We start from the raw sequence: 18,563 nt of genomic DNA on the forward strand, positions 1-18,563 counted from the left end.
GCTCGTATCGGCAGACGCATTGGGGCGCTCTTTGGGGCGCCCCAAACACAGATTGATGAGGTGGCTAGCGCATAACCCCGAAAATCGGAATCGATTTTCGGAAAGGATTACGCGCAGATTCAAAGTGATAGAGCGTCCTTAGCGCGTCTGAAAAGACGCGCGGCGCTCTATCGGGCCGCTTCAGCTCTCGGGAAGACGAGGGTGACACTCATGCCGGTATCGGGGGACGAGGTGACTTCAACCTCGGCGCGGGCGTTCTGTTTCAGCGACTGTACGATCATCGCGCTGAGCTTCCCGGGCTGCGGCCAGGTCACGTCTTGGGGAAGACCGACCCCGTTATCAGCAACGGTAATTCTGCACCCGGTATCGCTGACGACACAGCGAAACGTGATTTCGCCGCCATCGCGCCCCACGAAAGCATGCTTCAGCGTATTGGTGAGGAGTTCGTTGATGACGAGGCCGGCCGGCATGGCGACATCGACGGAAACCGGCCAGGTATCGACCTTCATGTCCAGCCGGATCCCTTCCACGGCATGGGCCGCCATCACAGAAGCGGCAATCTGGCTCACATAGGTGCCAAGATCGACAGTGGCGCCTTTCTCTTCGTCCGACAGCGAGCGATAGAGCAGGGCCAAGGCTTCGATCCGCCCCGCAAGCCGTGCAAATCTTTCGCTTTCCTCATTCTGTTGAGCATTGCGCGCCTCCATTCGGATGAGCGCCGTGATCATCTGGAGATTGTTCTTCACGCGATGCTGTAGTTCCCGCAGAAGGACATCTTTCTCCGTCAGCAGTTCGCTGAAGCTCTCGGCGGCCGTCGCCTCATTGCGGGCAGCAAAGGCCACCAATCGGAAAAGCGGCGTGTCATCATCGTCGACGATCGTATTCGACCAGACATCGATGATGACGGTGCTCTCGGCCTCGGCCACCAGCGAGAAGGCACCAATATATTCCTCAGCAGAGGTCACAGCTGCCGTGAGCGGCACCTCTCCGGAGACGGCGGTGGAATTCAATTCAATGTCCGGCCAGGGTTTCCCCTGGACCTCGGTTGCCCCAAGCGCCGTCAGCCGTTCGAATTCGAGGTTGACGTAAATCAGCGGCTCGTTCCCACCGAGTTCGGAGACAGCCACCGCGAATGGCACATGATCGAGAAAGTGTCGAAACCGGTCATCATCAAGGGCTTCGGCAAGATGGGGCAAGTTGCCGACGCCTTCCGGCGAAATCGGCTGGTCTTTGCTATCGGTCATCAAATATTACTCGTGGACGCGGCTGCTCCCGCACAGCAGGAGAACTAGCGTTGCTTTAAAAGCTGCGGGGACGCAAGCGCAATCAGCACCGGCCAGTTCATGCGTTCGCAGTCTCTGCCATTGACGCTTCCTTGGTGCGGGTGAATGCGCGGGACGCCTTCGGCCATGCTGCAGCGCGCGATCTGCAAGCCCGTCATTTCAGGTGCGGTTTAAACTTCGAGCCTTCGATCGGGTTGTTATCTCAGCGGGCCCTGGCGCGTTTCGCAATGAGGGCAGAGGTGGCCGACACCCGGTTACTCTGTTCCCTCGCAAGCCGGGCCTCCCGAAGCCGCAACGTCTTTGCCTGTTGCGACTGGGCGTCGGATTCGAGCTCCTCGGCCGCCTGGTTCTTCGCGAAGAACTGGGTCTGGACGTTGCCGAAGGCGATCTCCGCCCGCTGGCGAGATTTGCTGTATGTTTCTGTCATGTTGGCTCCGATACTCGTGGGCTCGACGCGCGAGCGAAAACAAAAAGGCCAGGCAAATCGCCTGGCCTTGAATGGATAACGTGCTTCCGGCAGTGCCAGTACATCCGTGGTCAAAGGGAAGCAGATACCGATTTAAGCGTTCTGGAGATTGCAAGCGGACATCTTGCCCGACTTGTTGTCACGCTCGAGGTCGAAGCCGATCTTCTGGCCTTCGACAAGGTCGCGCATTCCGGCGCGCTCGACGGCGGAGATGTGAACGAAGGCGTCGTCGCCGCCATTATCAGGCTGAATGAAGCCGAAGCCTTTGGTGGAATTGAACCATTTAACTGTGCCAGTGGCCATGATGATGAACCCTTTCATAGCAATATTGAAGAACCGCAACGCCAAGGCGATGCGGATGGTGATAGCGATTTTTGAAAGGAAGTTCGTTCAGAGCGCGGTGCCAATCGCGCGATAACCAAGCCAGCAAGCAAAATTCGATGATCGCTATCTAGCTCAACTCCCCCGCGTTGTCAACCATTGGTTTTCTGGTGGCGCATTGTTCAACTTTTGGATGTCTATGACGCGTTTACACCAAACCGGGCGCCGCGCCCGGGGGCGCGCACGCCCTCTACTTCCAGCGGGCGATGCCGACGGTTTCGGCGATCGCCTGGCGCAGCTCGTCCAGCCCGTCGCCCTTTTCGGACGAGGTGGACAGCACGCCGGGATAGGCGGCCGGACGCTTGCGGATCTTTTCCGCCGTTTCGGCAAGCAGTTTCGGCACACCAGCCGCCTTGATCTTGTCGGCCTTGGTCAGCACGATCTGGTAGGAGACCGCTGCCTTGTCGAGCAGATCAAGCACGTCATCGTCGTTCTTCTTGATGCCGTGGCGGCTGTCGATCAACACATAGACGCGCTTCAGCGTCGCGCGGCCGCGCAGATAATCGAAGACGAGCTTGGTCCACTTGTCGACCTGCTCCTTCGGTGCCTGCGCATAACCATAGCCCGGCATGTCGACGATCGCCGTTGGTGGCAGGTCGCCGCCTTCGCCGGAATAGCCGTCGGGAACGAAATAATTGAGTTCCTGCGTGCGTCCCGGCGTGTTCGAGGTGCGCGCCAGACCCTTCTGGCCGACCAGCGCATTGATCAGCGAGGATTTGCCGACATTCGAGCGACCGGCAAAGGCCACTTCCAACGGCCCTTCCGGCGGCAGGAAATTCAGGGACGGTACGCCGCGGATGAAGATCCATGGGTGGCCGAAGAGCGGCTTTTCGATGTCGGACATGCGGGCTCGGCAATCTCTGGGTTGGGTCTTTTACCGGGCTTCATGGTTTTACGGGCGGATGTCAAGCTTCGAGGCCGTTTGCAGGCGTCTTCGTCCGCTGCCTGGAAAAGAAAAAGCCCCGCCGGAGCGGGGCTTGGCATCATTTCGACGGCGCCGTTTTTCGTCGGAACAGACCCTTCAGATTGTCGAAGAGTTCGACCTTGACGCCGTGGCGCTTCATGATCACCGACTGCTGTGCTACCGAAAGCGTGTTGTTCCAGGCCCAGTAGATGACCAGGCCGGCCGGGAAGCTTGCCAGCATGAACATGAACACCAGCGGCATCCAGGTGAAGATCATCGCCTGCGTCGGATCGGGCGGCGTCGGGTTCATGCGCATCTGCAGGAACATGGTGACGCCCATGATCAGCGGCCAGACGCCGAGATGCAGAATGGTCGGCGCCTCGAAGGGCAAAAGGCCGAACAGATTGACGATTGTCGTCGGATCGGGCGCCGATAGGTCCTTGATCCAGCCGAAGAACGGCGCGTGACGCATTTCGATGGTGATGTAGATCACCTTGTAGAGCGAGAAGAAGATCGGGATCTGCAGCGCCACCGGCCAGCAGCCGGCGATCGGATTGATCTTTTCTTCCTTGTAGAGCTGCATCGTTGCCTGCTGCAGCCCCATGCGGTCATCGGCGAATTTCGCCTTCAGCTCCTCCATCTTCGGCTGCATGCGCTTCATGTTCGCCATCGAAGCGTACTGCTTGCTGGCGAGCGGGAAGAACAGGAGCTTGACGACGATGGTGGTGCACAGGATCGCCACGCCGAAATTGCCGAAGAAGCGATAGAAGAAGTCCATCAGCTTGAACATCGGCTTGGTGATGAAATAGAACCAGCCCCAGTCGATCAGCCGGTCGAACTTCGGGATCGAGTAGCTGGCCTCATAGCCGTCGATAACCGGCACTTCCTTGGCGCCGGCGAAGACGAGGTTCTTGAGCTCGATCGATTGGCCCGGCGCGACGGTGAAGGCATCGTCCTTGTAATCGGCCTGATAGCGCGGCTGGCCATCGGCAAAATGGGAGAAGCGCGCCTCATAGGCGGCACTTTGCGGCGGAACGATCGTCGCCGCCCAGTATTTGTCGGTAATGCCAAGCCAACCGCCGGTGGATTTCGCCGGCATCACGGCTTCCTTTTCGGCGGCGCTATATTTGGTTTCGATCAGGCCGTCATCGCCGATGACGCCGATGAAGCCTTCATGCAGCACGTAGACGGAGGGCGTCGTCGGCTTGTTGTAGCGCGTCACGCGGCCGTAGGAAGACAGCGAAGCGGGCGCCTGGCCGGCATTGCTGATCTTGTCGGCGACGGTGAACATGTAGCGTTCGTCGACGGAAATCGTGCGGGTGAACGTCAGGCCCTTGTCGTTGGTATAGGAAAGCGTCACCGGCGTCTTTTCGGTGAGCTTGGCGCCTTCAGGCGCGGTCCAGAGCGTCGAGGCGCCGGGAACGTTGCCCGTCGCGTCGCTGCCGATATAGCCGAGCTCGGTGAAATAGCCGTCCTTGGTCTCGGCCGGGCTGAACAGCGTGATGGTCGGGCTCGAGTCGTCGACGGTCTCGTGATAGCCTTTGAGCTTCAGATCGTCGAGGCGGGCGCCAGCAAGGTTGATCGAGCCGGAAAGTGCCGGTGTGTCGATGACGACGCGCGGGGTCTTTGCCAGCGCCTGCTCGAGCGTCGCCGTCGCGACCGCCTGACCGGAAGGTGCCGTACCGCTCGGCTGGGCCGGCGTCTCGCCGCCGGCTGCCGGCTGCTGCACCTGTTCGGTCTGCTGCTGCGCCTTCTGGGCTTCCTGCGTCTTGCGCTGGGCCTCGATGCGCGGATTCATATAGAGAAACTGCCAGCCGAGGACGATCAGCACCGAGAGAGCGATCGCAATGAAGTAATTGCGGTTGTTTTCCATCATACGTTCCTGGGGCGTCCGTCTCCGGAGCGCCGATGTTTCGGCCTGGTTTCCACGCGGGATTTCAGTTCCGCGGCCAATTCCTGGAAGGACGCGTCAAGCACGTCCCTGCGCGCGACAACCACATAGTCGTGTCCGGGCTGCATTGCAAACCCCGCATGAAGCCGCACCGCCTCTTTCAGGCGGCGGCGCATGCGGTTCCGTTCGACCGCGTTGCCATGTTTTTTGGTGACTGTAAAACCGACGCGTGCCTGGCTGTCGGGTTCCTTCCGGTCGAGGACTTCGAGAAGGAAGAGGCCGCCCCGGCGTTTTTCGCCCTCGCGCACGGCAAGAAACTGCGGGCGGCTCTTCAGCCGCCCGACAGTGTGTTTCTTCTCACTGGTCGTCAATTCGCCCGCCATCTCTTACCGGGCAACCCGGCCTTACGCCGACAGACGATTGCGGCCCTGCGCGCGGCGGGCTGCGATGACCTTGCGGCCACCCTTCGTGGACATGCGCGCACGGAAACCGTGGCGACGCTTGCGAACAAGCTTGGATGGTTGGTAGGTACGCTTCATTTATTTTAAACACCGCGGAGTGCGGCCCTTCTTGAATTTGCATAATGCAAGGAGCGTTGTTTTTCGAACGGGCGGGCCATGAAAGGCTTGAGTGACCGAACGTGCGCGGGCTTATAAGGATGAAGCCCGTAAAAGTCAATTATGCCGGATCATTTCACTCTGCGCTGCCGGCCTCGAAAGTAATTTCGCACTCTGGTGTTAAGAAATGAGGCCTGCCCTGAGTGGTTGTAGTTTTGCACCGCGGCAGGTCGATTGCCCCGGTTTTCAGGCGTTTACGCCTTCCGGCAAGCATTCGGCATGGATCATTTCCGAAGCCATAATCGTAAATATTAGAAATCTAACTTTAATAAATTTCGCCGATATTCAACGCATCGACTGGGAATTTGCTTTCCAGGCAGTGGCGTAGCTAGGAGCATTGCATTGAAGATCCGGGGCAAAATTAATCTGCTGGTTTGCGTGATGGGCGCGGTCGCACTTCTGATCGGCGCAACGGCATTGTCCGCCATGCACGAATACAGTCGCAACCTGACGGCTTACGAGCAGGCCGCCGCCCGCGCCTATGCCGGCGAACGCCTCAACCGTTTCGTCACGGCTGTGGTCATGGAGGCGCGCGGCATCTATGCCGCCAAAACGATCAAGGACACGCCGAACTTCGCCAAGGGCCTGATGGCCGACCTCGACGAGATCGACAAGGTCATCTCGGGCTGGGCGCCGCTCGTTCCCGAGAGCGAGAAGGCCGATTTTGCCAAGCTTGTCGCCCGCGCCGCGGAATTCCGCACCTTCCGCACGGAAACGGCCCGCCTCGGCACGGAAGTCGGCCCCGAAGCCGCCGGCCAACAAGGCAACAATGACGCCAACCGCGCCAACCGCAAGGCGTTCCAGGCGGAAATCGATGCCGTCGTCGCCACCGACAAGGCAGCACTGGAAACCGTCAATGCCGAGATCGAGAGCTTCCGCTCCTGGGTGCTGATGCTCGTGCTCAGCATCACCGGCATCGGCATCGCCGTCGGCATCGGCATGGGCTTCTATATCGGCACCAGCCATCTCAGCCGCCCGATCAAGCGCGTCACCCATGCGATCAAGGAAGTCGCCGACGGCAATTTCGATGCCGAGGTTCCCTTCGCCGGCCGTCCGGACGAAATCGGCGAGATGGCCGCAGCGGTTGCGGTGTTCAAGGCGAACGGCCTGGCCGTCAAGCGCCTGAACGCCCAGGAAGCGGCGATGCGTGCCAAGAGCGACGACCTGCAGTCGAGCATGTCCGTCGTCGTGGCTGCGGCTGCGGCCGGCGATTTCGGCCACCGCATCAGCAAGGACTACGAGGACGACAACCTCAACCAGTTCGCCGGCAACATCAACACGCTGCTGTCGAGCGTCGATGCCGGCATCGGCGAGACCCGCCGCGTCGTCGCAAGCCTTGCCGAAGGCGACCTCACCCAGACGATGAGCGGCAACTTCCAGGGCGCCTTCGCCGAGCTGCAGCAGAACGTCAACAATACCTTCGTCACCCTGCAGGCGACGATGCGCGAAGTGCGCGAAACGACGGAAGCGATGAACGGCAACACCGCCGAACTGCGCAATGCCAGCGACGACCTGTCGAAGCGCACCGAGCAGCAGGCAGCCGCCCTCGAACAGACCTCGGCAGCCCTCGACGAGATCACCGCCGTCGTTCAGAATTCCACCGAGCGGGCGCATGAAGCCACCATCATGGTGTCCGAAGCCAAGGAGAATGCCGGCCGCTCCGGCGTCGTCGTGCGCAATGCCGTCGAGGCCATGGGCCGCATCGAGCAGGCGTCGCGCGAAATCAGCCAGATCATCAACGTCATCGACGAGATCGCCTTCCAGACCAACCTGCTGGCGCTGAATGCCGGCGTCGAGGCGGCACGTGCCGGCGATGCCGGAAAGGGCTTCGCGGTGGTGGCGCAGGAAGTGCGCGAACTTGCCCAGCGTTCGGCAACGGCTGCCAAGGACATCAAGGCGCTGATCACCAAGTCGGGCAACGAGGTGCAGGTTGGTGTCAAGCTGGTCCAGGCGACCGGCGAGGCACTGGCCGAAATCGGCACCCGCGTTATCGCCATCAACGACCATATCCATTCGATCGCGACGGCTGCGACCGAACAGTCGACCGGCCTCAAGGAAGTCAATACCGCCGTCAACCAGATGGACCAGGTGACACAGCAGAATGCTGCGATGGTGGAAGAGACCTCTGCCGCCACGCACAGGCTTTCAGCCGAAGCCGGTGGACTGGTGCGCCTCATCGCCCGCTTCAAATTGTCGGATGATGCGCCGGCACCCGTGGCGCTCGTCCGCAACGAGCCGCAAAGACCGGTTGCCTCGCCCGCCCGCCGGGCAATCGCCAAGGTCGCCCGCGCCTTCGGCGGTAATGCGGCCGCAGCCGAGCAGAGCTGGGAAGAGTTCTAAGCTTTACCGACCACGCGCCTTCAAACGCCGCCTCCGGGCGGCGTTTCTTTGTTAGAAGCCCGCTACTAGGCCTTATCCTTGGCCCAGGAGATTGCCGACACCAGCCGCTCATCCGGCTGCCGCCACCTTCTCCCCGTAAACGGGGCGAAGGGGATATGCCGCAGCCTCTCCGTCTCCCGCTCACCTCTCGCAGGGCACGTCCCCTCGCCCCGTTTTTACGGGGAGAGGGTTAGGGTCATATGCGCTAGGTTAGGCGGGCGCGGAGATCGTCGCATTGTTTTCGGCGTCGTCGCGGCGGCTCGCAGAGGTGGCGACGACTTCGTGTGAAGAGATTACAGACGGCCTGCCACAGAAGTGGTCCGCGGATGGCGGCGCAAATGGTGGCCAGGGCTATCTTCATGAGACGCCAGCGCGATGGGCTAGCCCGTGGGGTAGCCGCATCCAGAGGGGGGAGAGTCCGGGACTTGCCCGGCAATCTGTTCGGCGATGATGGCAACGATCAGTCTGGCGTAGAGCCATGCCCGGGCCAGTTCAGGCTTCTTGGCCGGCAAGCTGTCGAGGCCGGCCAGGCTCTTGAACCGTTTGAACGCCAGCTCGATTTGCCAGCGGAAGCGATAGAGGGTGAGGATGTCGGCCGGTGCAAAGGTGGCGGTCGGCAGCGAGGTCAGCAGCAGAATGTACTTCGCCGCCTCGAGACTGCGCGGATCGGGCTTTTTGCCGCGCTTGCGGGCGTCCTTGAGTAGACGCTCCTGCTCGGCTTGGGCCTGTTGCGGATCCTTGCGCCGGACAATGAGGCGCAGGACCAGTGGCGGCGGCGTCCCCGTCATGCCTTCGTGGACACGAACCTGCACCTCGCCTTCCTGCTCTTGCTGAGCGGCGAGCGCGGCAAACAGATCAAAGGGCTCGCCATTCGTCTGCAACAGGCGCAACGAGTTCCAGCCGGTCCGCACGATGAAGTCCGCACCGGCGTCGATCACCGGCCGCAGGTCGCGCGGCCTTGCATAGTAGCGATCGGCCAGCACAATATCGCCGGGTGCGTAGGTAAGGCGCTGAAGGTTTTCGCCACCATGGATGTCGGTCAACTCAAGCTGATCGACCTGAGCCGTTGCCAGGTCGTAGCCGACATGCAACCGCCATGTCGTGCGGTCAGCGCCCGGATGGCAGATCGACGTTCCATCGAGCACACGCAAGCGATACCCCGCGAAGCGCCCCGCCGGCGCTTTGGCCTGTTCGGCAATCAGCGCGGCCACGATGTCGCCAAGCCAAGGCGCCGCTTTGCACAGCCGCTCGAGCAGCGATGGGTCTGACAAACGGGCGATTCCGCCCACTTCGGCCCATGCACAGGTCTCGCGTAGCGACATGCCAAGGCCGCCATAGGCAAGCGCCAGCCGCAACAGCGTCTCGGCATTCTTGATTTCCCGCACCCGCGTAAAAGCACCACGCAACCGCGCCGTTGCTTCCAAGTCAAAATCCGCCGGAAGCCGCTCGCGCACTTCCGGCCAATGATCCAAAATCTCAGGACGAATCTTCATCCAAAGCTTGAATCACAACCAGATTCCTTATGTCCAGGGCTAAACCTAGCGCATATGAGGGTTAGGGTGAGGGGCAGCCATCGGCGCGAGCTGCCTCCGGGCGGCGTTTTCTTGTGGCGACATGACGCTGCTCGCAAAGATTTGAAAGCGGAGCGTATTGGTCTAATATAGAGCTCAACGGTAAGGGCAGCTGACGTGCTGCCGATCGGGCGAGACGACAATGCCGACAAGAGACCAGGGCGATAATCCTTCGGCGGAATACCCGGCGGCCGGCGAGGCCGCAAGGGCGCCGTGCCCGTCTGCCGGCCTGTTCGGCGGCCTTTCCGGCAAGCTTCTCTGGCTCACCGTCTTCTTTATCATGCTCGCCGAAATCCTGATCTTCTTTCCCTCGGTCGCCAGCATGCGCGTACGGTGGCTGGAGGACCGGCTGAATACGGCCGCTGCCGCCGCCATCGTCATCGATGGGCTGCAGCCGGTCGAGCTGCCGCGCGCGCTGCAAAAGGAGACGCTGGAGGCGACCGGCACCAAGGCGATCGTGCTGCGCAAGGACGGCACCTCGCGGCTGCTGGCGACGACCGATATGCCGACCTCCGTCGACGAATCCTACGATCTGACCGACGTGCCGCCGGTAACGGCGATCCGCGATGCGCTCGACACGCTGGTCTTCGGCGGCGGCAGGATGATCCGCGTCTATGGTCCCGTCGGCGACACCAACACCGGCGTCGAGGTGGTGATGAAGGACCGGCAGTTGCGCAGGGCGATGTTCGTCTATTCCCGCAATGTCCTCTTGCTGTCGGTGCTGATCTCGCTGTTCACGGCGACGCTGATCTTCTTTGCGATCAACCGCATCCTCATCGGCCCGATCCGCCGGCTGACCGGCAGCATGCAGCAATTCTCCTCCGATCCCGACAACCCGGCCCATATCTATATCGGTGATGGCGGCCGCGACGAACTGGCGGTCGCCGGCCGCAACCTCACCTCGATGCAGATGGAGCTGCAAAAGACGCTGAAGCAGCAGAAAAACCTTGCCGCTCTCGGCCTCGCCGTTTCCAAGATCAATCACGACATGCGCAATATCCTGGCGTCCGCTCAGCTGATGTCGGACCGGCTGGTCGATGTCGACGATCCGATGGTCAAGAGCTTCGCTCCGAAGCTGCTGCGCACCATCGACCGCGCCGTCGGTTATACCACCGAGGTGCTGTCCTACGGCAAGGCGAGCGAATCTGCACCGCGCCGCCGCCATATCCTGCTTCTGGAACTCACCCAGGAGGTCAAGGATATACTGGCGATCGATCCGCAAAGCGGCATCGAATTCGTCGAGCAGATCGGCGCCGATCTCAAGGTCGATGCCGATGGCGAACAGCTTTTCCGGGTCATCCACAATCTCTGCCGTAACGCGCTGCAGGCGCTGACCGCGCCGAGCGAGGGCGCGCCTGGCGCCTTGAGGCGCATCACCGTCGCCGCCCAGCGCGTCGGCAGCGTCGTCAGCATCACGGTGGATGATACCGGCCCCGGCATGCCGCTGAAGGCGCGCCAGAACCTCTTTGCCGCCTTCCGCGGCTCCGCCCGTTCCGGCGGCACCGGCCTCGGCCTTACCATCGCCCGCGAGCTGGTGCTCGCCCATGGCGGCACCATCGCCCTGGTGGAAAAACCGACGGTCGGCACGCAGTTCCGCATCGAGATCCCCGATCGCCCGGTTTCGCTGGAGGATTACCGCAGCCGGACGCACATCGAAAAGTGACAGGGTTTAGCAAGGCGCGGCTGCTGGCAGACAAAGACGCGATTTTTTCAGAAATGCTCTTGCATTGTCCCGAAGGACGTTTTAGAGGATCGCCACGCAAGCGGCACCGCCGCATTTTGCACGCACCCGTAGCTCAGCTGGATAGAGCACCAGACTACGAATCTGGGGGTCAGGAGTTCGAATCTCTTCGGGTGCGCCATTCTTCCCAATTACTTAGCCCAGAGCCGCAGGCTCACAGTATGACCGGGCACGCACGGGCGGCATCATGTGCCAGAGCCCCCGGCCTCATTCCTTGATCGGGATTCCGGCTTCGATCGCAGCGTCGATGAACGCCTGCCGCGCCTCTTCCCGGTTTCGTTTGCCCGACATGACATCCGCGCAAACCGCACAAGCCCTATCCAAGGCGGGGCCCTCTTCGGTCGGCCAGTCCTCAACCAGCGCCCATGTTGCGGCCTGGGTCGTCTGGATCACCACCCACTGATCCGGGCCCTCAAGGGCAAGCGTCACCGGCTTCTTCCAAATGGTTTGCATGATCTCGGGATCTCCGCTGCGTGCTCTCTGTAGGCTGCTCACATAGCGCGGTTCATCCAGCGTGGCGAGGTGAGGGGATGAACGAGCTGCTTTTCTTAAGCAGCGAACTGCTGCGCGAGGGCGCTTGGCCAATTCCGGTCGCAGACTCACCGGCCTTGCGCAAAACGATTGCGATAGATCAGCGGACTGACGCCATATTGGCGAGCAAACTGAAGCCTCAGGTTTTCAGCACTTCCAAGTCCGGTCGCCCTTGCGATGTCATCGGGTGCGGCAGAGGTGGTCTCGAGGAGGGTGCGGGCTTGCTCCAGCCGTTCCCTCAGGATCCATTTGAGCGTGGGCAAGCCGGTCAGCGAGCGAAAGCGGCGCTGAAAGGTGCGTTCGCTCATGCCGGCATGGCGGGCGAGAGAGCTGACCCTATGGGGATGGTGAAGGTTGGCCTGAATGTAATCCAGGATCGAGGACAATCGATCTGCCTCCCGCTTCACGGGCACGGGGCGCTCGATGAACTGCGATTGCCCGCCCTGACGATGGCTGTACATCACCAGACGACGCGCCACGGTGTTGGCGAGTTCCGCCCCGAAATCCGAACGGACGACATGCAGGCACAGATCAATGCCTGCTGAGCTGCCGGCTGACGTCAGAATGTCGCCATCATCGATATAGAGGCAGCTCGCGTCCATCTCGATCGTGGGGTAGCGCTGGGCCAGGCCCTCGGCGAAACGCCAATGCGTCGTGGCGCGGCGGCCATTGAGCAAGCCGGCGGCTGCAAGCACGAAGGCGCCGCCGCAGATGGAAATGATGCGGGCGCCGCCCCGATGAGCGCTGACCAATGCGTCACAGATCTGATCGGGCACAGGCGCATCAGGCCCGCGCCAGCCGGGGACGATGATCGTTCCGGCCCGATGCAGATCGACCACGGTGCCCGTTGCTGCGACAGTCAGGCCACCACAGGCATGAAGAACCTGATCCTCCAGCGAGACCGATTTGAACTGATACCAATCAGGCCCTGCTTCAGGTCGGGCCAGGCCGAAGATTTCAGCGGTGATCCCGAACTCGAAGGTACAGAGGCCGTCATAGACGAGGCTGACGACATGCCTGTTTGTGGGAAAGCATAGGTTCTCATTCTTTGGCATGAATGCCGTCCTATCTGGCAATCCTGCCACTGGCAACGCGTGCGCCGGCCATGCGACATGGGTCTTCTGCCAACCAACCACGGAAAACACCATGCGCCGCGATACCGACTTGCTGCAGGCGATACAGATCTATTTCGATGCCCTGTACGCCTGCGATCTCTCATTGTTCGATCAGATCTTTCATCCAGCCTGCAGCCTTTTCGACGCGGATGAAGGCGCAATCACCGTCGACCCGATCGCGGATTATCGCCAGGTGATTGCCAAACGCGTATCGCCCGCAAGCCGCTCGCAAGACCGCGAGGACGAAATCATCCTGATTGATTGGCTTTCGCCCGCCGCTGCCACCGTGAAGGTCCGGCTGCGGATTCACGCCAACGTCTTCGTCGACCATCTTTGCTTTATAAAAGGCATTGAGGGCTGGCGGATCGTTGCCAAGGTCTGGCATCTGGAAACTGTGAGGACATCGTCTCCCGCTTCATAGGACCAGGTCCTGCTGGGAAACTCATGGCCGCCCCAAGGCAGTCTCTGTGTGAGCCCTAGATGCAATGAAACCCGCAGTCGAATATAACTGCGGGTTTCATAGTCGCCTGTCCTAAGATCCTCTTCGGCCGACATCGGCGAAGGGCACGGATGTCCCGCGCAGATGCATGCGACGCCTAGAATTCCTGAACGAATTCACACGCTAGCAAGGTTTTGCCGGGCAGGGCGTTGCCTTGGCGGGCGACGATGGAGACCTTTCCGGGGCCGGCCATACCGGGTTCCGGCTGCAGATCTGCCGGCAGCTCGCGCGAATAGCCCTTGGTGGATGTGCCGAGCAGGTCCGAGGTCTCCGGCTTCAACCCGTATTTTGCGGCCAGATCGTCGGCGCGCTCGCCTTCGACCAAAATTCCAACCGCGTTGCTTGCAAAGAAAACCTCGGTCGACTTAAAGCCGTCGCGGTCTATCTGGTTCGGGAGTTTGTAGATCGCCGCACCCAAAGACGACGTGTCCGGCTTGGCCAAAGCTTCCACGACATCATAGATCTTCATTGCCGATGTCATCGTATAGGGCGGCTTGCAAAGGGCTGCGTCAAAGAACTTGTCATTGGCCGAATCGGCCAGAACCTGTCCGGCCTGAAATGCCGCAAAAGCGACGCACGCGGAGAAGGCGGCGTAACGAATGGATTGAGCGTTGTGCATGGAATAGTCCTGAGAATGCTGTAGCGGGTTGGTATTCGTTGCAATGCATCCGGATGCTTAGGGGATTCGAAGCAATAGTGCTACCTTAAGTTTAGCCTCTCGACATTTTCGGAAGGGCTGCCAAATGTTTAGCGGGGGTGGCGGTCGATGGCGAATGGGACCAATCCGACGCGTCCGGATCAGAGTCTGGACAGTTTTCGCGGAGACGGAAATTTAAATGACGTCACTCACCCAGGCGCAAATCGCCGAATTTCAGGGCATCGCAAGCAATGCTCCATCGATTTCACCAAACAATCCAAAGTCTCTTCTCAAGGCCACGGCTAACCTGCTGGATGAAGGCGATCTGCGGAGCATCGCGCGCGCTGACTACGGCAACGACACCGATGAACATCTGGCCGGGCTCGTTGACATCGTCCGGCTGTGCGAATTGCCCTCGCCATTGAAATGGCATCCCCGCGAGGTTCTGGAACTGACCCGCTGGTCTGAACCCGAACAACAGGATCCCGGTATGGCGGCGAGACTATCCAGGCAATGCGCGTTCGCTTGCACAGTTCTCCTCGTCTCCTATGGCGATCCGCGCAACGCGGGTGCCTCTTATGGCAGCAACCAGACACTCATAAGCTTGGTCGGCAGCCTGGAAGCGCTCGGGTTGGACGTCGAGGATGAGGTTCTGTCGCTGTTGTCCTGGCTTATTCCGCGCCTGCCCGAACATGAAGCGGGAGAAATCCCCTTCTTCGGACTGGCCATGCTGTGGTTCGCGCTCGGCCGCCGGCACCAATGGAACGACGCAGCACTTCTCGGTCTCTGCGAGTGGATCATGGTCACCGAGGAGGCAGCCAGGCGCCGCAAATCCATCGGCGTGGGCGCAAGTGGATCGTGGCTGGTTTCGGGAACTGGCTATGACACCCATATCGACCGGTGGCAGAAATTGGGGCGGAGGCTGGTGGATCGGCTCGACATGCGTCACGGCCCGGACGTCAGAGAGGCTGTCCAGCTGATCGGAGCAATGCTGGCATGACTGCGTCCAATGAGGAGATAGCCCAGCAATTGTACAAACAGAAGCGTTATAAGGAAGCCTTGCCTCTGCTGGAGGAGGGCGCAAATGCCGGATCTGCCTGGGCTCATGGAGTGCTTGGTTGGATGTATTGGTATGGCCACGCTGTTCGAAAGGATAGAGATCGATCGCTTCACCACTACCAGCTGGCCCATGACGGCGGAGACGACTCCGCCGCACATCCTCTTGGGCTCAGCCATTTCGAAGCGGGACGCCCCGAACTTGCGCTGGAATGGTTCCGGAAAGACCGCCATCGCCCGATATCGTCGCTCTATTGGCAATACAGGACGATCGAGGCGCATCCCCATTTGGCGAAGCATGCCGGCGAAGCCGACGACATTCTGTTGGAGGCAGCCGATAGCGGCCACCTGTTTGCGAAACGCGATGTGGCTTTTCGAATGATGAAAGGGCACAAGCGCTTCGGGACACGACGCCAGGGTTTGTTTCTATGGTTGGGTATCTATCCCGATCTGTTCCGTCTGGGCCTTGCTGATTTGTATGATGAGCGGCTTCGCTAAAGCATGTTGCGCAAAACTGTGCAGCGGTTTTGCGACCACGACATGCGCAAACCAAAGACCTAAAGCGCGTCAAGCGAATCTGAAAGATCGCGACGCGCTTTAGCGGAAACCGAGATATCGCAGCGCCGATCCGAAGGCAGGAAAGTCATGATCGCAGCCTATATCGATGAAATCATCATGTTTTGCGCCGGCCTCTGGATGACGTCCGTGGGCTTTGGTTATCTGCCATATCCAGGCAAGCCGGCCAGCCGGCCGCCGTTGGTTCGCCATTTCAAGTGGATGGGTCCCTTGCTGCTCGCGATCGCCATCGTTCTGGCCGCCGCCTCCTAGAGCCGCATGCTCGTGCCGGAGTGAACCAATGAACAATATGTTGGCCTGTCTCTCGTGCGGAACGGACAAGACGGAATCGATTGTCCACCACGGTTCCTACATTCTCCGATGCGCCTCCTGCGGCGAAACGATTGTCGCCACATCATTTATGGCGATGCTCGACTCGGATCACCGGTGTTCGGTCTTCATCGATCCGGGTCCCGGAAAACACCCGTCGCCAGAGATGCTCGTTGCGCGTGGACCGCTCCGGCAGATTGCAACGGCAATCAGCGCTGCGGCGAGTGACGGAACTCTGATACGTCTGATCTCCGAAGCAAAGGATTGAAGTCCCGCGACGGTTCACCCGTTTATTTGCTGTCAGCGCCCGACCCAGTGGCCGAGACGAAGGGCAGCTCACCAAGGCTCGGCCGATGACGCCGCTCTGAACGAGGACGACACAGGTGGCGCCCTCAGGGGCGTAACCGGACGAGAATCTTGGCCCCGGGAACCTTCAACTGTTCGGCCAGCGCTTCCAGATCTTTCCTATCCGTTCCCGCCAAGACGATGCGACCATCCATGATCGGCTCCCTCATCCAGGGTTCCATGACGACCTTGTCGTTGATCAGCATCTGCGTTTGTCGTCCCAATACCGCCTGGGTGAAATCGCGGAATTTGGCGGCGCTTTCCGGGGTGAGCACGATATTCAGGCCATGGTCGTAGGACACGGGGGACAGGGTTACCTCCGCACTCTTCACCTCAAGCGAGACAGGCGCGATCGCCTTGGCCGCGTCATTGTCTGCAGCAATGGTCGTATCCTGCGATGCCGTTGGTGGGGCAGGCGGTGTCGAAAGCTCGTCCAGGATGCCCGGCCCGGCTTTGGCCGATGGCAGCGGCTCGATATGCAAATCGGGCGTCTGCAAGTCTTTTGCTGTCAGCACAGCGGGGAGCGGCAAGCTGGCCGGCATGTCCTCGCGTAGGATGTGGGTGTATGTGCGCAACGTCGTCCCGCCTGCCTCAACGGTTACGATCTCCGACGCTTCAAGCGTCGAACCATCGTTCAGGGACACCACGAGCTCGACGCTTCGGCTCTTGCTGGCGCGTTTGACGGAAGCCAGCTGATCGGCGGTGAGATTCTTTGCCCGCTCGGCAAAGCCGCTGATCAAATTTGCGATCGCCGGCTGCTGCGACTGGCTGAACGCTGAGGCGTCTGCTGCCTCCGACAGCGAAAGGGTTGCCGTGCGTGCGGTTGCGTCGGTGGAATTTCAGGGTCCAGGTCGATGTCACCGGGACACTGACGCCGCCATAATCTTCGTCTCGGGAGGTCGCCGAGGCCTGACCAATCTTCATGGTCTCTGCCTGATAGGATTGCCCTGTGGCGAGCAGTTGCGCCTCCGGCACCAAGGCGGCGACAATCTGAAGAGGGTTTGCCTCTAGCTTGGCGATGATGTCATAGAGCCCGCTTTCCCGCGCCGCAGAGGCGCCAGCCGCGGGAAGTCCACCCGGTCCATTGGCCGCCACCTCCCGCATGTGCGCCACGATCTGATCGACACCGGAGAGATCGCGCGGGTTGCCGTTCAGGTCGGTTTCGAGTTCGAGCGCAGCGGTGCCATAGGCCGTGAGGGAATTCCGATAGAGCAGGTTCATCTGATAGCTATCGGCAAGGCCCGCAATGTCTTCCGGCAAGTCGGCGCTGAGGGACCAGCGGACCCGCATGCCGTCTTCATCCAGCGACAGAACTGTCATACGCTGGCGAAACGCGCCGCGCACCGTCATGGCCGAGGCGCCTGGCTTGTCGAACCAGAACGACATATCGGTCTCGGTCGCTTTTTGAACGCGGTAGCTGCGCTCGACGCCCGTCGTTGGCGCATAGCCCGGGATATCGATGCCGCCGGCGGTCCATGCCGGATGGGAGAGTGTGAGGCACAGGCAAAACCAGACAAATCTCTTCCAGTGCAGTGATGTCATGCGGGCGGGACCTCTGAACATTGAAGGTTGTAGGGCGCCTTCCGGCTGCCGGCCGCGAGCTTATTGGCTGATGAAGAGGATGGGTAGTGCCGACGCTGCGATAATCGTTTTGCGCGAAACTGCTTCAGGTTTTCAAGATCGAGATCGGGAGATCAAGGTTAAGCACTTCTCATTGGCCGCTCCAGTCTCTGCCCCAAGACAGCGAAGGGAAAAACTATTGAGCGGTCGGGTGGTCTCTCAAATAGTCTTCCCTTTCTTCCTTCCCGACCAAAGATCAGTAATAGCCGCTGCAAACCAGATATGAGCACTCATCCGGGTTGCCCGTTTGCGATCCCGGCTGGCAGAGTACGACGTGATGGAATTTGGCGTTGCAAAGTCCGTGGTTTGCTAAGAGCCGCGGATCGTTTCCGAAATACGCGCTTATGGCTTTCTCGCGAGTCCATGCAGGCACGACTTTCCAATCAGCGTCGCCGCCCTCATCGGTCACGTTGGCGATCGCACAGAACGACCAGTTAGATCTCATGATCGGCTGATCGCAGGAAAAAGCCTGGACAGCGCTTGCCAGTAAGATCGAAACCAATGCCGCCAATCGCCGGATGCAAATGACCACGCTCTTTTCCCCCATACCGCTTATTCGCATCGCGCTTCTACCCCGAGATTCATTGCCGCGATCCTAGCAGAAGGGACTGGATAATAGAAGATCATAACTAAGAATATTTT

The 18,563-nt window shown here is 60.4% G+C and carries 18 protein-coding genes, 1 tRNA gene and 2 pseudogenes; 8 read left to right on the forward strand and 13 right to left on the reverse strand.

All coding sequences use genetic code 11. The features are described from left to right. Positions 1 to 167: 167 nt before the first annotated feature. From J3P73_RS02550 to rpmH, 7 genes are all read right to left on the reverse strand, one after another. Positions 168 to 1,244, reverse strand: coding sequence for a sensor histidine kinase (locus J3P73_RS02550; RefSeq protein WP_130663970.1), 1,077 nt, complete (start codon positions 1,242 to 1,244; stop codon positions 168 to 170). A 241-nt stretch (positions 1,245 to 1,485) separates the two neighbouring features. After that, positions 1,486 to 1,710: a hypothetical protein gene (locus tag J3P73_RS02555; RefSeq protein ID WP_018485371.1), complete on the reverse strand. Its 225-nt coding sequence runs from the start codon at positions 1,708 to 1,710 to the stop codon at positions 1,486 to 1,488. 132 nt (positions 1,711 to 1,842) lie between these two features. Further along, complete coding sequence (locus J3P73_RS02560) at positions 1,843 to 2,052, reverse strand: cold-shock protein (RefSeq protein ID WP_018244551.1); 210 nt, start codon at positions 2,050 to 2,052, stop codon at positions 1,843 to 1,845. Between the two features lie 268 nt (positions 2,053 to 2,320). Next, positions 2,321 to 2,974, reverse strand: a complete 654-nt coding sequence (gene yihA / locus J3P73_RS02565) for a ribosome biogenesis GTP-binding protein YihA/YsxC (protein ID WP_130814623.1) — start codon at positions 2,972 to 2,974, stop codon at positions 2,321 to 2,323. Positions 2,975 to 3,113: 139 nt separating this feature from the next. Further along, entirely contained in the window at positions 3,114 to 4,907 is a 1,794-nt protein-coding gene (gene yidC, locus J3P73_RS02570) for a membrane protein insertase YidC (RefSeq protein WP_018068734.1), read from the reverse strand. Further along, entirely contained in the window at positions 4,907 to 5,308 is a 402-nt protein-coding gene (gene rnpA / locus J3P73_RS02575; protein WP_018068735.1) for a ribonuclease P protein component, read from the reverse strand. Before rnpA ends, yidC begins: the two co-directional genes overlap by 1 nt. Positions 5,309 to 5,329: 21 nt before the next feature. Then, complete coding sequence (rpmH, locus tag J3P73_RS02580) at positions 5,330 to 5,464, reverse strand: 50S ribosomal protein L34 (RefSeq protein WP_003545006.1); 135 nt, start codon at positions 5,462 to 5,464, stop codon at positions 5,330 to 5,332. A 420-nt stretch (positions 5,465 to 5,884) separates the two neighbouring features. Between rpmH and J3P73_RS02585 the strand changes: the two genes are divergently transcribed. Next, positions 5,885 to 7,882, forward strand: coding sequence for a methyl-accepting chemotaxis protein (locus tag J3P73_RS02585; RefSeq protein WP_130660792.1), 1,998 nt, complete (start codon positions 5,885 to 5,887; stop codon positions 7,880 to 7,882). 419 nt (positions 7,883 to 8,301) lie between these two features. On the opposite strand, the gene J3P73_RS02590 is transcribed toward J3P73_RS02585, so the two are convergent. Continuing rightward, positions 8,302 to 9,414, reverse strand: coding sequence for an IS4 family transposase (locus J3P73_RS02590; protein WP_027689711.1), 1,113 nt, complete (start codon positions 9,412 to 9,414; stop codon positions 8,302 to 8,304). 220 nt (positions 9,415 to 9,634) lie between these two features. Here J3P73_RS02590 and J3P73_RS02595 point away from each other — a divergent pair, with 220 nt between their 5' ends. Then, a complete protein-coding gene (locus tag J3P73_RS02595; protein WP_024324018.1) occupies positions 9,635 to 11,155 on the forward strand; it encodes an ATP-binding protein in 1,521 nt (506 codons plus the stop codon). Positions 11,156 to 11,277: 122 nt separating this feature from the next. Beyond that, positions 11,278 to 11,354, forward strand: a tRNA-Arg gene (locus tag J3P73_RS02600). Between the two features lie 86 nt (positions 11,355 to 11,440). Here the strand turns inward: J3P73_RS02600 and J3P73_RS02605 are convergent. Together J3P73_RS02605 and ftrA are read right to left on the reverse strand one after the other, a co-directional pair. Continuing rightward, the gene (locus tag J3P73_RS02605; RefSeq protein WP_012755837.1) at positions 11,441 to 11,686 is read right to left on the reverse strand and encodes a DUF982 domain-containing protein; all 246 of its coding nucleotides are present in this window, start codon (positions 11,684 to 11,686) and stop codon (positions 11,441 to 11,443) included. A gap of 146 nt (positions 11,687 to 11,832) precedes the next feature. Then, positions 11,833 to 12,819 carry a transcriptional regulator FtrA gene (gene ftrA / locus J3P73_RS02610; RefSeq protein ID WP_075225641.1) on the reverse strand — a complete coding sequence of 329 codons (987 nt, stop codon included), beginning with the start codon at positions 12,817 to 12,819 and terminating at the stop codon, positions 11,833 to 11,835. 91 nt (positions 12,820 to 12,910) lie between these two features. Between ftrA and J3P73_RS02615 the strand changes: the two genes are divergently transcribed. After that, a complete protein-coding gene (locus J3P73_RS02615) occupies positions 12,911 to 13,300 on the forward strand; it encodes a nuclear transport factor 2 family protein (protein ID WP_024324017.1) in 390 nt (129 codons plus the stop codon). 175 nt (positions 13,301 to 13,475) lie between these two features. On the opposite strand, the gene J3P73_RS02620 is transcribed toward J3P73_RS02615, so the two are convergent. After that, entirely contained in the window at positions 13,476 to 13,997 is a 522-nt protein-coding gene (locus J3P73_RS02620; protein WP_130716561.1) for a hypothetical protein, read from the reverse strand. 217 nt (positions 13,998 to 14,214) lie between these two features. On the opposite strand from J3P73_RS02620, the gene J3P73_RS02625 reads away from it, so the two are divergent. The 4 genes from J3P73_RS02625 (at position 14,215) to J3P73_RS37420 (ending at position 16,224) form a co-directional block, all read left to right on the forward strand. Next, the gene (locus J3P73_RS02625; protein WP_130716563.1) at positions 14,215 to 15,015 is read left to right on the forward strand and encodes a hypothetical protein; all 801 of its coding nucleotides are present in this window, start codon (positions 14,215 to 14,217) and stop codon (positions 15,013 to 15,015) included. Beyond that, positions 15,012 to 15,569, forward strand: a complete 558-nt coding sequence (locus J3P73_RS02630) for a tetratricopeptide repeat protein (RefSeq protein WP_024324014.1) — start codon at positions 15,012 to 15,014, stop codon at positions 15,567 to 15,569. Before J3P73_RS02625 ends, J3P73_RS02630 begins: the two co-directional genes overlap by 4 nt. Positions 15,570 to 15,716: 147 nt before the next feature. Further along, on the forward strand, positions 15,717 to 15,899 hold the full coding sequence (locus J3P73_RS02635; protein WP_017958768.1) for a hypothetical protein: 183 nt from the start codon (positions 15,717 to 15,719) through the stop codon (positions 15,897 to 15,899). A 28-nt stretch (positions 15,900 to 15,927) separates the two neighbouring features. After that, on the forward strand, positions 15,928 to 16,224 hold the full coding sequence (locus J3P73_RS37420; RefSeq protein WP_024324013.1) for a hypothetical protein: 297 nt from the start codon (positions 15,928 to 15,930) through the stop codon (positions 16,222 to 16,224). A 124-nt stretch (positions 16,225 to 16,348) separates the two neighbouring features. Here the strand turns inward: J3P73_RS37420 and J3P73_RS38125 are convergent. Next, positions 16,349 to 17,843 (reverse strand): annotated as a pseudogene (locus J3P73_RS38125) (hypothetical protein). A gap of 274 nt (positions 17,844 to 18,117) precedes the next feature. Further along, positions 18,118 to 18,548, reverse strand: a pseudogene (locus J3P73_RS02645) (hypothetical protein). Positions 18,549 to 18,563: the final 15 nt, after the last annotated feature.

The organism is Rhizobium ruizarguesonis (assembly GCF_017357285.1).
GTDB classification, from domain to species: domain Bacteria; phylum Pseudomonadota; class Alphaproteobacteria; order Rhizobiales; family Rhizobiaceae; genus Rhizobium; species Rhizobium ruizarguesonis.